Source organism: Cellulophaga sp. 20_2_10 (assembly GCF_023476645.1).
Classification (GTDB): domain Bacteria; phylum Bacteroidota; class Bacteroidia; order Flavobacteriales; family Flavobacteriaceae; genus Cellulophaga.
In genome coordinates this window covers 81,825-98,081 of record NZ_JAMCOJ010000012.1, presented here as the reverse complement: position 1 = coordinate 98,081, position 16,257 = coordinate 81,825, and the positions used below count along the sequence as shown (strand labels likewise).

Genomic DNA, 16,257 nt, shown 5'->3' with positions numbered 1-16,257 from the left:
TACTGCCACTAGGTGGGAGAGTAGGCCGTCGCCTTTTTTCAAAAGCCCTTATCTAACGATAAGGGCTTTTTTTATACCCTAAATTTAAAGATTAGTGTAGATTTATAGGTGGTAATCTATAGAAACACTAACAGAAACACTAACAGAAACACACACACACACACACAGAAACAAAAAAAAGGCCTAGATATACTCTAGGCCTTTTTTTATTTAGAAAGGAGTATACCCGTGTATATCCAAAATTGGGCTGGTTATATTTATATAAGCAAGTATACAGCATTAGAATACCTATTTTGTAGTGGTATTAGAGGTGCTAACTTGCTTCAAAAGTAGAGTTTACTCTAAATAGAATATGGATTATCTAGTAATTAAGGTACTATTTGTTGTTATTGGTGATGTATTCATAGGGACTAGTATGTGAATATCATAGAGTTTACTACAAAGAAAAAGGGCTAGAAACATATGTTTCTAGCCCTTTTTGATATACTTTATCTAATAGAAATTACTCTTCTTCACTACTACTTAAATCATCTTCCTCCTTGTTTTTAGTATTCTCGAGTATGTTAAGCTTTTTTAATTTTGCTTTCCATGTGTTTAAAGATTCTTTTTGATTATTAATATTCTTTAAAACATTTTTAACTAAAGGATTATCTTCAGAGGCATTAGAGAAAAACTGTAAATTGTTTTCCAATTGGCGAATTTCGTTTTTAGATTCATCAATTTTTCTTCGAATAAACAACCTTTCCTTGTAAATTGCATTTTCATTATCGCTAGAAGATAATTTTTGAATCTTATCACCATACTTAAGTAATTCTGATTCTTGCTTGCTAATATCTAGTTTTCTAAATATGGCATCCAAAATAGTATTAAACTTATTATTTATGTTTTTCTTTTTAAATGGTACGTGTCCGTAACTTTTCCACTCGTTTATAAACTCTTTAATACTTGTTAAATCTTTAGATCTATCACCAGAAAGTTGAAATTCTTTTAATTTGTCTAAGCAAGCTGTTTTATGTTCTAAATTCTCTAGTTCATCTTTACTAGATTGATTTTTTAAAGCGTGAAGTCTATCAAAATAATGATTACAAGCAGCCTTGAATTCGTTCCATATCTTGTCAGAATATTTTCTAGGAACGTGGCCAATTGTTTTCCACTCTCCTTGTACGCGTTTCATTTCTTTAGTTGCAACGTCCCAATCTTCGCTATCTTTTATTTCGATAGCAGTTTCTAGTAGAGCTCTCTTTTTATCTAAATTATCTTGTTGTTCCTTTTTTAAGTTTTTATAGAAAGCATTTTTAGACTTATTAAATGTTTTTACAGCTTCTTTAAAGGTTGCCCAAGTCTGTTCGTTAGACTTTTGAGGTACTTTACCAGCATTAAAGAACTCTTCTCTTAGAGCTTCTATTTCTTTTATTTGTTTTTGTAACTCTTTGTGGTTACTAGATGTATTTTCTGAAATAGCTATTATTTTTTCTATAATAGAATTCTTTTTTTCTAAGTTAACCTCGTAAACTTTATCAAGGTCTTTGTAGTAATCTTGTCTTCTTTGGTGCAGTACTTTTGTAGCGTTACTAAATTCGTCCCAAATTAGTTCTCTATGATCTTTACCTACCGGGCCAATATCTTCTTTCCAAATTTTGTGTAAAGTTTGTAATTCTCTAAAGGCTTTGCTAAGGTCTGGTTCGTGTGTTAAGGCGTTAGCTCTAACTATTAACTTAAGCTTTTCTTCTAGGTTGTGTTTAAAATCTAAATCTCTTAACTCTCTGTTTAAATGAAGAAAGTCATAAAATATTTCTATGTGGTGGTGGTATGTTTTCCAAACATTGTTATAATCTGTTCTAGGAATTGGACCAGCATTTCTCCAATTTTCTTGAAGGTCTTTAAAATTTTTGTATGTAGTATTTATATCTTCTTCTACGTTTACAAGACCTTTTAAATCTTCAATTATTTGAAGTCGTTTTTCTAGATTTTTTTGAAGATTTTGTTCTAGATTCTTGTAGTACTCATCTCTTTTCTCTCTGTAATCAGAAAAGACTTCGTTAAACTGTCTTTTAGATACAGAGTTGTATTTAAAATCAATTTCGTTGCCACCATTAGCTATAAACTCTTCCTTTTTATGTTCAAGAAATTCTTGAAACTTTAAATCGAATTCATATTTAATACCATCAACATGTTTTTTAATGGCTTGTACTTTTTCATTTTTAACCAAACGCTGTAACTCTCCTACTAAATTTTCCATACTCATTGCATGGTAATCTAGTAACGGTATTTCGTGTCTTTTTTGATTGTCTTGATCCTCTGCATCTTCTGCATTAGTCTCTTCAATCTCATCTATAATTTCTTTGTCATCTTCAGTTTCTTCTGTAGATGATGAGTCGTCAAGATCTTCATTTTTTATTTCAGCGATTTTCTCTGATGCAATTGTTGCTTCAGTAGTTTCTGAATTTTCTTCACCCTCTACATTGTTTTGTAGTTCTTCTTTGCTGTCTTCCAACATAATCTTTAGTATTTGGATTTCTATATACTGGTAATATACTAACAACCAAACAAACGGCAAAACTTAATGCGTTTTTAGTAGCCTTAAATTGCACATTTGTTAGTGCTAATTTTCTTATTATTTGTTATTCTATTATTTTAACCCCTTCCAAATTTACGCTAGACACATGGATATCATAAGGTATGCCCACTTTGTTGTAAACATCTTGCATAGCACTGGCTACTTGCGTAGCCTTTTCTTTTCCTTTGCTTAGGGCAAATATAGAAGGCCCAGAACCTGAAATTCCGCAACCTAACGCACCAGCCTCTAAAGAAGCACTTTTTACATTGTCAAAAGCAGGTATAAGTATAGAGCGTATAGGTTCTATGATGTAATCTTGTAGTGACCTGCCAATTAAATCATAGTCTTCTGTATATAACCCAGCGATAAGTCCGCCAACATTACCCCATTGCTTAATACCGTCTGCTAAAGAAATTGTTGTTTTAAGTATTTTTCTAGAATCAGATGTTTTTATCTCTATTTGCGGATGTATAACCGTTGCGTAAAGTTCTTTAGGGGTATTTATTTTAATTATATCTAACGGATTATAGCTTCGAACTAAAGTAAAACCCCCAAATATTGCTGGAGCTACATTATCTGCATGTTGCACACCACTTGCTAATTCTTCTCCTTTCATAGAAAATTGTACAAGTTCTAGATTAGAAAAAGGCTTACCTAGTAATTGGTTCATTGCCCAAACAGCTCCAGTAGAGCTTGCAGCGCTACTTCCTATACCGCTACCAGCTTTAATTTTCTTATATATTTCTATTTCAAAACCACCAGTGTAATCTGTAGCAGCTAATAAAGCCAAGCCTGCAACACCAGCAACGTTTTTATGCGTTTCTAATGGTAGATCTTGACCTTCTAATTTTGTAATTGTTATGCCCTTCGCAGTAGTTTTTCTGACAACCATTTCGTCACCAACATTGTCTAATGCAACACCAAGAACATCAAAACCACAAGATACATTTGCTATAGTGGCTGGACAAAATACTCTAATTTCGTTTTTCATAATTAAAAGTTTCCAATTCTTATTATATCAGCAAATATGCCAGAGGCAGTAACATCTGCTCCGGCGCCAGCACCTTTTATGATCATAGGTTGATTGGGATATCTTTCTGTAAAAAATAAAACAATATTATCACTACCTTCTAAATTGTAAAAATCGTGTCCTTTTGGTATATGCTGTAAGCCAACGCTTGCTTTTCCATTTTCAAACTGAGCAACATATTTTAGTTTGCAATCTTTTTTGTCAGCTTCATTAAACATTTCCTGGAAAGAATCTTCATTCTTAATAAGAGAGGCAAAGAAGTCTTCGTTATTTGTTGTTGATAAGCTTTCCTCTGGTAAAAATGGTTTGTTCGTTATTTCATCAATATCTAATTTGTAACCACTTTCTCTTGCTAAAATTAAAATTTTACGTGCAACATCTATCCCACTCAAATCTATTTTAGGATCTGGCTCTGTGTAACCTTCTTCTTGCGCTTCTTTTACGATGTCATGAAAAGTAGTAGAACTATTAAAGTTGTTAAATACAAAGTTTAAACTACCAGATAATACGGCTTGTATTTTTAATATTTTATCTCCAGATGCAATTAAATGTTTTAACGTGTCTATAATTGGCAAACCTGCGCCTACATTGGTTTCAAACAAAAACGGAGCATTGTATTTTTGAGCTAAATATTTTAATTTACTATAGTTATCATATTCCGATGAACAAGCAATTTTATTGCACGTCACAACAGAGATACTATTGCTTAAGTAGTCAGCATAGGTTCTAGATACTACATCACTGGCTGTATTATCTATAAAAATGCTATTTCTGTAGTTTAGTTTATTTACTTTAGAAAAGAACTTTTCTTTATCAGCTTTGTCTCCGCTAGCTAATTGGGTTTCCCAATTCTTTAAAGAGATGCCGTCTTCATCAAAAAACATAGTTCTAGAATTAGATATCCCAATTACTCTAATGTTTAATTTTAAATTGTCTTTAAGGTATTTTTTTTGTTGCTTAATTTGATGTAATAATTTAGAACCAACATTACCAACACCCATAATAAACAGGTTAAGTTGCTTGGTATTCTCTTCAAAGAATTTTTCATGAAGAGCATTTAAAGCTTTTTTAACATCGCACTTATCTATTACGGCTGATATATTACGCTCAGATGATCCTTGTGCTATAACTCTAATGTTTACGTTGTTTTTTCCAAGTGTACTAAACATTTTACCACTTAACCCTTGGTGGTTTTTCATATGGTCACCGACAAGAGCAATAATAGCAAGGTCATTTTCAACCAAGACGGGTTTAATTTTTCGTAATGAAATTTCGTACTCAAATTCGGAATTAATAGCATCTTCTGCTGTAGTTACATCATCGGCAGAAATACCAACACAAATTGAATGTTCTGAAGAGGCTTGAGTAATAAGTACAATACTAATTTGCGCTAATGAAAGCACTTCAAAAAAGCGTTTAGATATACCAGGTATGCCTACCATTCCTGGGCCTTCTAAAGATAGGAGACTGATGTTTTCTATATGACTAATTCCGCGAACAGTTCTTCCGTTTTTATCTGGGTTTTTAGTTATAATTGTTCCCTGAGATTCAGGGTCAAACGTGTTTTTTATTACAATTGAGATACCTTTTGCAAGTACCGGTTGTATTGTTGGTGGATATAAAACTTTGGCTCCAAAATGAGAAAGTTCCATTGCTTCTTCATATGATATATTAGAAATTGCTTTTGCCTGTTTTACTATTCTAGGATTTGCAGTATACATACCGCTTACATCTGTCCATATTTCTAAGTTTTCTGCAGTAACTGCGGCTGCAATAATGGCTGCTGTATAATCAGACCCACCACGACCTAAGGTTGTTGAATCTCCTTTTGTTGAAGAAGCAATAAAACCGCCTAAAACAGTAATTTTGCTTTTTGTAGTGTTAAAGAAACCTTCAATTAAGTGGTTTGTTTCTATAAAATTTTGAATTGCAGCTTTACCATAATTGGCATTAGTTTTTATAAGTTCTCTGCTGTCTTTGTATGCTGCATTTAGACCTTGTGCTATAAAGTATTCACTAATAATGTAAGAAGATAATAGTTCTCCATAGCTTACTATTTTATCTGATAATTTAGGAGTTATTTCGCCAATAAAAAATGCGCCCTCTAATAATGTTTCTAATATGTTTAGTTCGGTTTTTACTTTGCTTAAAACTTTGCTTTGGTTGGTTATAGGAATTAGTTCTTTTATAGTATTTATATGTCTTTCTTCAATCTTTAAAAAAACATTTTTGTAGTTTTCTTGGTGTGTAGATGCTAATAGAGCAGCTTCTAATAGTAAATCTGTAACGCCACCAAAAGCAGAAACAACCACGGCTGTTTTAGATGTGGATTTTGAAACTATGTCTTTAACTAATTCTATATTTTTGGCATTGGCAACCGAAGTTCCGCCGAACTTTAATACTTTCATTGTAAAATAATTATAGATTTTTTATTTGTATTGAAAAAAAATCAATACGTAAAATGGACGTGTATTATATAGCAAATAACCCCATAGGGGTAATTGTTGTGTTTGTAATAACACAAGTAAAAATGGTTGTAGAAAATGTAGTTACGTTGTCCAAAATGTTTATTTAAGCTTTGCTTATTAACGAATCAAATGTAGTACTTTTGTCTTTTTAAACAAATGATTTCTAAAACTTTTACCAATTTAATAGTAAAAGGCTAATATTTTTATTGAATGAAGATTTTTACAGGTGCACAAATATACGAAGCTGATAAGTTTACAATTGAAAAGCAGCAAATTACAAGCGATGAGTTAATGGAGCGTGTTTCAACGCAAATTTTTAATTGGTTGCATTTAAGGTTACAAGGGGCACAGCCAAAAATACATTTGTTTTGTGGTATTGGTAATAATGGAGGAGATGGTTTAGCTGTGGCAAGGCATTTACAAGAACACGGTTATAATATTGAAGTGTATATTGTAAATTATAATGAAAAAAGAACAGATGAATTTTTAACAAATCTAAAGCGTCTTAAGGATAGAAATATATGGCCTAATTTTCTAACAGAAGAGAGTGAGTTGCCTGTAATAGCAAAAGAAGACATAATTTTAGATGCTATTTTTGGAATTGGTTTAAACAGAGCGCCTGTTAGTTGGGTAGCAAAATTAATGGACCATATTAATAATTCACAAGCATTTATATTAGCGGTAGATGTGCCTTCTGGCTTGTTTTTGGATAAAGTTGTAAAAGATCCAAAAGCAATAATACACGCAAACCATATCCTAACGTTTCAATCTCCTAAATTGGCTTTCTTTTTACCGGAAACAGGCATTTATTTTAATCAGTGGGAAATTTTAGATATAGGTATAGATGCGGAATATATAGCTAAGACAGAAACTGAGTTTGATTTAGTAAGTAAAAATGAAGTTTTGCAGTTGTATTTACCAAGAGAAAAATTTGCTCACAAAGGTACTTATGGTCATTCGTTAATAATTGGCGGTAGTTACGGTAAAGTAGGTGCTACAATATTGGCAGCAAAAGGAGCTTTAAATTCGGGTAGTGGTTTAGTTTCTGCCTATTTGCCTAAGTGTGGTTACATACCAATGCAAACAGCGATGCCAGAAGTTATGGTGCAAACCTCTAAATCTGATGATCATATAACTGATTTTAATTTTGATCTAAAAGCAACAGTGATAGGTGTAGGACCAGGCCTTGGTCAGGATAAAAGAACAGTTGAAGCTTTTTCTAAATTTTTAGAAACAAATACAACACCTTTGGTTGTAGATGCAGATGCATTAAACATCTTGTCCACTAATAAAAAATTATTAGAATTATTACCAGAAGATAGCGTGTTAACGCCACACCCTAAAGAGTTAGAACGTTTAGTAGGTGCGTGGAGTAATGATTTTGAAAAATTAGAAAAAGCAAAGGTTTTTTCTGAACAATACAAGTGTGTGTTAGTTTTAAAAGGGGCACATACCATAACGCTATACAAAGGAAAAGGATTTATAAATACTTCTGGGAACCCAGGAATGGCTACAGCTGGTAGTGGTGATGTTTTAACAGGGGTTATTACAGGTTTTATAGCACAAGGCTACTCGCCAGTTATTGCTGCCGTATTTAGTGTTTACTTGCACGGTAGTGCTGGTGACTTGGCAGTAGAGAGTTTAGGATATCAATCCTTAACAGCGTCTAATATTGCTAATACTCTAGGTGGGGCGTTTATAGAGTTATTTAGAAGACCTGAAGCTCCACAAGCACAAGAGCAGCAACAAGCATAATATATTAGTTATAGTAAGGCTTACAGAAACTATTCTTTAGTTTTTGTAGCCGATGCTGTAGCTAATCTTTTTTTTACCCAAGTCAATGCATTAGAATATTCTATAAAAAACTTCATTGGTTTTTTGTAGAACATTTTCTCAATTTTAAAGTTGTGCATATCTATCTCTTTTACAGAAACAATAGCAAGTGCTTTTAGGTTCTCTAATCCTCTAACAAAATTATAGACTGTTGGATCTATAGCGTACGAGTTTTTACGTAGACTTATATACCCAAAATCTCTATCCCTAAAATGTATTTCTGAAATGCCAATTATTTGAAAAGTTTTTTCTAATGTGATCGTAGTTCCTTCGTCAAAAGAAGCCACCATATAATTGTCATATATGTATATTCTTCCAGACTCTAATTGATATTCTTTAACAATTACAGCCTTTTTGGTTTGCCCCATTTTCATATTCTGTATGTAATAAATAGTGTTCGGGCGCTAAATTAAAATTATGTTAAGATAATTAGAAAAAAACTAGATAAAAGGTTAATATATCCTTTAACAGTTGGTAAAAACAGAATATTGTTTTGTTTTTCTTGCGTATAACACTATTTAATAGAAAAAGGAGCCAATGAAAATTGACTCCTTTTTGGTTTATGAACTCGTAATTAAGTTTATGCTTCAGAAGCTTTACCTTCTTTTTCAATTTTAATAGTAAGCTCGTTCTTTTCATCATTTAAATCCATAAAGATGCTATCTCCTTCTACTAGCTTAGAATTTACTATTTCTTCTGCTAACGCATCTTCTATGTATTTTTGAATAGCTCTTTTTAATGGTCTTGCTCCATATTGTTTGTCAAAACCTTTATCTGCTATATAGTCTTTAGCTTTTTCTGATAAGTTAAGGTTGTATCCTAAATCGCTAATTCTACTATATAATTTTTTAAGTTCTATATCTATGATTTTGTGAATATCTGCTCTTTCTAAAGGGTTAAAGACAATAACATCATCAATCCTATTTAAAAACTCTGGAGCAAATGCTTTTTTAAGAGCATTTTCTATAACACTTTTTTGATGAGAATCTGCTTGTGCTTTTTTAGCAGATGTACCAAAACCAACACCTTGTCCGAAGTCTTTTAATTGACGTGCACCAATGTTAGAAGTCATAATGATGATTGTATTTCTAAAATCTATTTTACGACCTAAGCTATCTGTTAAAAAGCCATCATCTAAAACCTGAAGCATCATATTAAACACATCTGGATGCGCTTTTTCTACTTCATCTAATAATACTACAGAATATGGTTTTCTACGTACTTTTTCAGTTAATTGACCGCCTTCTTCGTAACCAACGTATCCTGGAGGTGCACCAACTAATCTAGAAATTGCAAATTTTTCCATATACTCACTCATATCAATACGAATAAGAGCATCTTCAGAATCAAACAATTCTTTAGCTAGTACTTTAGCTAATTGCGTTTTACCTACACCAGTCTGACCTAAAAAGATAAACGAACCAATTGGCTTGTTAGGATCTTTAAGTCCGGCTCTGTTACGCTGTATGGCTTTAGAAACTTTAGCAACAGCATCATCTTGACCAATAACATTACTTTTAATAAGGTTAGGTAATTCTGCTAATTTGTTAATTTCTGTTTGTGCAATTCTATTTACAGGTATGCCACTCATCATAGAAACAACATCTGCAACATTGTCTTCAGATACGGTTTCTCTATGTAGCTTGCTTTCTTCTTCCCACTTTTCTTGGGCAATAGCTAAGTCCTTTTCAATTCTTTTTTCGTCGTCTCTAAGCTTTGCAGCCTCTTCATATCGTTGTTTTTTTACAACGGTATTTTTTAGTACTCTAACATCTTCTAGTTGTTTTTCTAACTCTAAAATTTGTTTAGGCACGTCCATATTAATTATATGCACTCTAGAGCCAGCTTCATCTAAGGCATCAATAGCTTTGTCTGGTAAAAAACGATCTGTCATATAACGGTTCGTTAATTTAGCACAGGCAATAATAGCCTCGTCTGTATAATTTACATTGTGGTGTTCCTCATACTTACCTTTAATATTCTGTAAAATTTCTATTGTTTCGTCTACAGTAGTTGGTTCTACAATAACCTTTTGAAAACGACGCTCTAAGGCACCATCTTTTTCTATGTATTGTCTATACTCATCTAAAGTAGTTGCTCCAATACATTGTATTTCTCCACGAGCTAAGGCTGGTTTAAACATATTAGAAGCATCTAAACTTCCTGTTGCACCACCTGCGCCAACAATAGTGTGTATTTCATCAATAAAAAGAATAATATCATCATTCTTTTCTAGTTCGTTCATAACAGCTTTCATACGCTCTTCAAACTGACCACGGTATTTTGTACCGGCAACTAAAGAAGCTAAATCTAGGGTTACAACACGTTTATTGTATAAAATTCTTGATACCTTTTTGTTTATAATACGCAAGGCTAAACCTTCTGCGATGGCACTTTTACCAACACCAGGTTCACCTATTAAAAGAGGGTTGTTCTTTTTTCTTCTACTTAAGATTTGTGAAACTCTCTCTATTTCTTTTTCTCTACCAACAACAGGATCTAATTTGTCTTCCTCTGCCATTTTAGTTAGGTCTCTACCAAAGTTGTCTAAAACTGGAGTTTTAGATTTTTTGTTAGATTTAGGACCTCCGGTCGTAGCGCCAAAGTTTTCTTTTTCGTCATTATCACTACTATCAGAATCACCAGGAAAAGACTCTGCTCTTGGTGTATCTATAAAGTCTTCATCTTTAGTGATAATAGATTTAAATTCGCTTTTAACGTTATCGTAATCTACTTTTAGCTTGTGTAAAAGTTTTGTAGTTGGGTCGTTTTCGTTTCTCAAAATACATAATAATAAGTGCGCCGTATTAATAGAAGAACTTTGAAAAAGTTTCGCTTCTAAAAAAGTTGTTTTTAACGCGCGTTCTGCTTGCCTAGTCAAGTGCAAGTTTTTTTTATCTTTTTGCAGATTATCAGAATTAGGATTTGCAGGGCTCAGTATTTCCACCTTGCGTCGCAAATGATCTAAATCTATTTCTAATGCATCTAATATGTTAATTGCTTTTCCGTTTCCGTCTCGCAACAAGCCAAGCATTAAGTGCTCGGTACCAATAAAATCGTGCCCAAGTCTTAAAGCCTCCTCTTTGCTATACGCAATTACATCCTTTACTCTAGGTGAAAAATTGTCATCCATAAATTAATCCTTAATCAATTATAAAAGTAATAAATCTATTTCTATCTAAGGCAAATACTGTTCCTATATTCGTTAAAGTTGAAATATTTGTCGAATAAAGTGGGTTGGACTATCATATTTTAAATAATTATTAACTATTTGTCTACTAAAAAGTGTTAATAAAAAATGTATTAAAGTGATGTAATTGTGCTTTTCTCGTAATGATTTTATGTATATTGGCATCAAATTTTTAATCAAATAGTATATAAGATTTTAATATGGCAGAAGGGGAAAAAATTATTCCAATAAACATAGAAGACGAAATGAAATCTGCCTACATTGATTATTCAATGTCGGTTATTGTATCACGTGCTTTACCAGATGTAAGAGATGGTTTAAAGCCTGTACACAGGAGGGTTTTATATGGTATGCATGAATTGGGTGTTCGTTCCAATAGTGCGCATAAGAAATCTGCCCGTATTGTGGGTGAGGTTTTAGGTAAGTATCACCCACACGGAGATACTTCTGTATATGACTCTATGGTGCGTATGGCTCAAGAATGGAGCTTGCGTTATATGCTTGTAGATGGTCAAGGTAACTTTGGATCTATTGATGGTGATAGTCCGGCAGCAATGCGTTATACGGAAGCACGTATGCGTAAAATTGCCGATGACATGTTGGCAGATATAGAAAAAGATACGGTAGATCATCAACTAAACTTTGATGACTCTTTAAAAGAGCCAACGGTTTTACCAGCAAGAATTCCAAATTTACTAGTAAACGGTGCCTCTGGTATTGCAGTAGGTATGGCTACAAATATGCCTCCACACAACTTAACAGAGGTTGTAGATGGTACTATTGCATATATAGAGAATAATGATATTGAAATAGATGAGTTAATAACACATATAAAAGCCCCAGATTTTCCAACAGGTGGTATTATATATGGTTATGATGGCGTTAGAGAGGCTTTTAAAACAGGTCGTGGCCGTGTAATGATGCGTGCAAAAGCTACTTTTGAGGAAGTTCAAGGTAGAGAATGTATTGTTGTTACAGAGATACCATACCAGGTGAATAAGGCTGATATGATTAAGAAAACAGCCGATCTTGTTAATGATAAAAAAATAGAAGGTATTTCTACTATTAGAGATGAATCTGATAGAAACGGTATGCGTATTGTATACATCTTAAAAAGAGATGCAATACCTAATATTGTATTGAATACCTTATTTAAATATACTGCGTTACAAACCTCTTTTAGTGTAAATAATATTGCACTTGTAAAAGGTAGACCACAATTACTTAATGTTAAAGAGATGATTCACTATTTTGTGGAGCATAGACATGAGGTTGTTGTTCGTAGAACTGAGTTTGAGCTTAAAAAAGCAGAGGATAGAGCACACATCTTAGAAGGTTTAATTATAGCATCTGATAATATAGATGAAGTAATTGCAATAATTAGAGGTTCTTCTAATGCTGATGAAGCTAGAGAAAACTTAATTGAAAGGTTTAAACTTTCTGAAATACAAGCTAAAGCAATTGTAGAAATGCGCTTGCGTCAATTAACAGGTCTGGAACAAGACAAGTTAAGAGCAGAGTATGATGAGATAGTAAAAACTATAGCAGACTTAAAAGATATTCTTGCTAATGAAGAGCGTAGAATGCAAATTATTAAGGATGAGCTTTTAGAAGTTAAAGAAAAGTACGGAGACGAAAGAAGATCTGAAATTAATTTTGCCGGTGGCGATTTAAGTATCGAAGATATGATACCAGATGAGCAAGTGGTAATTACCATTTCTCATGCAGGTTATATTAAACGTACGCCTTTAACAGAATACAAAACACAAAATAGAGGTGGTGTTGGGCAAAAAGCATCATCAACTAGAACAGAAGACTTTTTAGAGCACTTATTTGTTGGTACAAACCACCAGTATATGTTGTTCTTTACGCAAAAAGGAAAATGTTTCTGGATGCGTGTATACGAAATACCAGAAGGTAGTAAAACTTCTAAAGGTAGAGCCATACAAAACCTTATAAATATTGAGCAAGATGATGCCGTTAAAGCATTTATTTGTACACAGGATTTAAAAGATGAAGCGTATGTAAATAGTCACTATGTAATTATGGCGACTAAAAAAGGTACCGTTAAAAAGACATCTCTAGAACAATATTCTAGACCTCGTTTAAATGGTATTAATGCCATAGGTATTAAAGATGATGATGAGCTTTTAGAAGCTAAATTAACAACAGGTACGAGTCAAATATTCTTAGGTTTAAAATCTGGTAAAGCTATTAGGTTCGAAGAAGGTAAAACAAGACCAATGGGTAGAAATGCTTCAGGTGTTAGAGGTATTACACTTGCAGATGATACAGACGAAGTTGTAGGTATGGTATCTGTAAATAACTTTGAAGATGACATTTTAGTAGTATCAGAAAAAGGTTATGGTAAGCGTTCTAGTTTAGAAGACTACAGAATAACAAACAGAGGAGGTAAAGGAGTTAAAACTATTAGTGTTACCGAGAAAACAGGTGGACTAGTAGCTATTAAAAATGTTACGGATTCTGATGACTTAATGATTATTAATAAATCTGGTATTGCAATACGTATGGGTGTAGAAGATCTACGTGTTATGGGTAGAGCAACACAAGGTGTTAGATTGATAAACATAAAAGGAAAAGATTCTATCGCAGCTGTAGCTAAAGTTATGAAAGACGAAGAAGCAGCTATAGAAGAAGAACTTTTAGAAGGAGAAGAAACTGTTGAAGGTGAAGCTCTAGATGCTACAGAAGCAGAGGATGCTCCTGAAGATGGCACGGCTCTTGATAATGATACTACCGAATCGGAAGAATAAATTTTTTACACTAATTATTTAATAGAAATTGAAATGAGAACTAAATTTTTAATATTAACAGCAGCAATGTCGTTTTCGGCGATGACTTTTGCACAAAAAAACGAAGTAAAGGCTGCTGATAAAGCATTAAAATCTGATAATGCAGCTGAAGCTAAATCTGCTTTGGCAAAAGCAGAACCATTATTAGGATCTGCAGACGAGAAAACAAAAGCATTATATTACTTAGTAAAAGGTAAAACATTTTCAAAACTAGCTAAAGCTGGTGAAGAAGGTGCTTTTAAAGAATCTATAGCAGCTTTTAATGACTTAATTGCTTACGAAGAAGAAGTAGGTAAAAAGAAATATACTGTAGAGGCTAAACAGGCTATGTCTGGTATGACTGGTGATATTGTTAACGCAGCAATAAAAGACAATAATGAGAAAAAGTTTGATGCTGGTGCAGATAAATTATATTTAGCTTATAACTTAAGTAAACAAGATACTGTATACTTATTTTATGCAGCTAACAGTGCTGTAAATGGTCAGAATATGGAAAAAGCTCTTAAGTATTACAACGAGCTTAAAGACATAAACTACGATGGTAGTGAAGTAAAATATTCTGCTGTAAACATTGCAACTGGTGAAAGAGAAGAAATGGCTAAAGCTCAAAGAGATTTAATGGTTAAATCTAAACAATACAAAGAACCAAAAGAAGAAAAGATGCCTTCTAGAAAAGCTGAAATTGTTAAGAACATAGCACTTATCTACACGCAATTAGGGCAAGATGAAAAAGCATTAGAAGCTTACCAAGATGCAAGAGCAAATAATCCTGGTGATGTTAATTTAATTTTAAACGAAGCTAACCTACAATATAAATTAGGACACAAAGACAAGTTTAAAGAGTTAATGGCAGAAGCAACTAGAGTAGATCCTAATAATCCAGATTTATTTTACAACATTGGTGTAATTAATATGGAGCAAGAAAATATAGCTGAAGCTAGATCTGCATACGAAAAAGCAATTGAATTAAACCCAGGGTATGTAAATGCTCAGTTAAATTTATCTACAACATATGTAAATGAAGGTAACGGATTAATTGATTCTATGAATGCATTAGGAAGCACAAGAGCTGATATTGCTAAGTATGATGAGTTAAAGGCTAAAAAAGATAGTATGTTTAAAGAAGGAGCACAGATTTTAGAAGATGCTTTAAAACAAACTCCAGGTAACCAGGCATTATTATCTCAGTTAAAAAACATATACGGTGCATTAGGTGATAACGAAAACTTTATGCGTCTTAAGAAGTTGTTAGGAGAGTAATCTTTTAATACTTTCTAATTCTAGAATAATCAATATAGAGATTATTAAAGAATTAAATATTTTACTTAAAGCTGAACAATGATATCATTGTTCAGCTTTTTTTTGTTTACTATTTTAGGTGTTGTTATCTATGTTAGTTCTTGTTTAATAGGGATACTCTTTTATTCTTGTAAATAACTGTTGTATTCTAAAGGGATCTTAAAATTTAGCGCAGCTACAAGTGCATTTTTACAAGTACTATACTTATTTGTTACATTAGATTTTAGTTCATCATCTATGCTTTTTTTTGATAGTCATTAGTTAGTAAGCCATTACTCTGGGAGAATTACAAAGCATAGGTTTTACTTTGTGAGCTCCAGAAATAGAAACTATATGAATTCTCTAGCAACTCTTTTAAACCAAAAAACATCTGCATTTTGCAGATGTTTTTTCCTTGTATAGATAATGTTTTTTTGTTTAAATCTCCATTTTCTTTAACTCGTGGTAGTTTCTATTTAGCTTTTTAAGTAATAAACCATATAATAAAAAGTATATTAGAGCTAATAATGCGGTTGTAAGTAGAGCTACTACAATAAAACTAATTGCCATTATAGTTCTTAACTTTTCTTCTGTTAGCCCCTCAGGAATCTCATTTGGGTAAACAGCGGCAAGCATATTAGGATCAAAATAAAAACTAGCAGCAAACAAACTCATTGTTAGTAGTATCATAGATAAACTAAAAATTACGTAATGTTTTACGGTTCTTCTAGTTTTTATAATGTTTTTCATTAAAGTTCTAGCATCGTCTAAAACAGAAATTTCTTTATACCTTTTATAGAATTGAAAAATAAAATAAAAAATAACTAAGTATTGTATTCCAGATAAAACTATAAAAAACGTAGAGCTGTCATTAGTATAATATATACTCATACGCTCTCTGGTACTAGGTAATAGGTATAATAGGTTTGGTAATACAAACTCTAGAATACTAATAATAAATATCCACTTAACAATAGAGGAAGACTTCTTCCATATCATTTTATAAATATCGTTATAAGACAGTTTAGGGTGTTCATCACCTCTTTTCTGCCAATCTTTTTTTAAGATGTCCAATTCATCCATAGATA

9 protein-coding genes are annotated in these 16,257 nt (G+C 32.5%); 3 read left to right on the top strand and 6 right to left on the bottom strand.

Translation table 11 applies throughout. The annotated features are described in order from the left end of the window. Positions 1-502: 502 nt before the first annotated feature. From M4I21_RS16620 to thrA, 3 genes are all read right to left on the bottom strand, one after another. A complete protein-coding gene (locus tag M4I21_RS16620; protein WP_249560348.1) occupies positions 503-2,497 on the bottom strand; it encodes a DUF349 domain-containing protein in 1,995 nt (664 codons plus the stop codon). A 124-nt stretch (positions 2,498-2,621) separates the two neighbouring features. Continuing rightward, complete coding sequence (locus M4I21_RS16615) at positions 2,622-3,548, bottom strand: homoserine kinase (protein WP_249560347.1); 927 nt, start codon at positions 3,546-3,548, stop codon at positions 2,622-2,624. A 2-nt stretch (positions 3,549-3,550) separates the two neighbouring features. Beyond that, a complete protein-coding gene (gene thrA / locus M4I21_RS16610; protein ID WP_249560346.1) occupies positions 3,551-5,995 on the bottom strand; it encodes a bifunctional aspartate kinase/homoserine dehydrogenase I in 2,445 nt (814 codons plus the stop codon). Between the two features lie 270 nt (positions 5,996-6,265). Here thrA and M4I21_RS16605 point away from each other — a divergent pair, with 270 nt between their 5' ends. Next, entirely contained in the window at positions 6,266-7,810 is a 1,545-nt protein-coding gene (locus M4I21_RS16605) for an NAD(P)H-hydrate dehydratase (protein ID WP_249560345.1), read from the top strand. Between the two features lie 29 nt (positions 7,811-7,839). Here the strand turns inward: M4I21_RS16605 and M4I21_RS16600 are convergent, their stop codons facing one another. Then, positions 7,840-8,262, bottom strand: coding sequence for an STAS/SEC14 domain-containing protein (locus tag M4I21_RS16600; protein ID WP_249560344.1), 423 nt, complete (start codon positions 8,260-8,262; stop codon positions 7,840-7,842). A 206-nt stretch (positions 8,263-8,468) separates the two neighbouring features. After that, positions 8,469-11,021, bottom strand: coding sequence for an ATP-dependent Clp protease ATP-binding subunit (locus M4I21_RS16595; protein ID WP_249560343.1), 2,553 nt, complete (start codon positions 11,019-11,021; stop codon positions 8,469-8,471). Between the two features lie 257 nt (positions 11,022-11,278). Between M4I21_RS16595 and gyrA the strand changes: the two genes are divergently transcribed. Then, positions 11,279-13,852 carry a DNA gyrase subunit A gene (gene gyrA, locus M4I21_RS16590; protein WP_249560342.1) on the top strand — a complete coding sequence of 858 codons (2,574 nt, stop codon included), beginning with the start codon at positions 11,279-11,281 and terminating at the stop codon, positions 13,850-13,852. Between the two features lie 33 nt (positions 13,853-13,885). Continuing rightward, positions 13,886-15,151 (top strand): tetratricopeptide repeat protein, encoded by a 1,266-nt coding sequence (locus M4I21_RS16585; protein WP_249560341.1) that lies wholly within the window; start codon positions 13,886-13,888, stop codon positions 15,149-15,151. A gap of 456 nt (positions 15,152-15,607) precedes the next feature. Here M4I21_RS16585 and M4I21_RS16580 read toward each other — a convergent pair whose 3' ends face one another. After that, entirely contained in the window at positions 15,608-16,252 is a 645-nt protein-coding gene (locus M4I21_RS16580) for a DUF8845 family protein (RefSeq protein ID WP_249560340.1), read from the bottom strand. Positions 16,253-16,257: the final 5 nt, after the last annotated feature.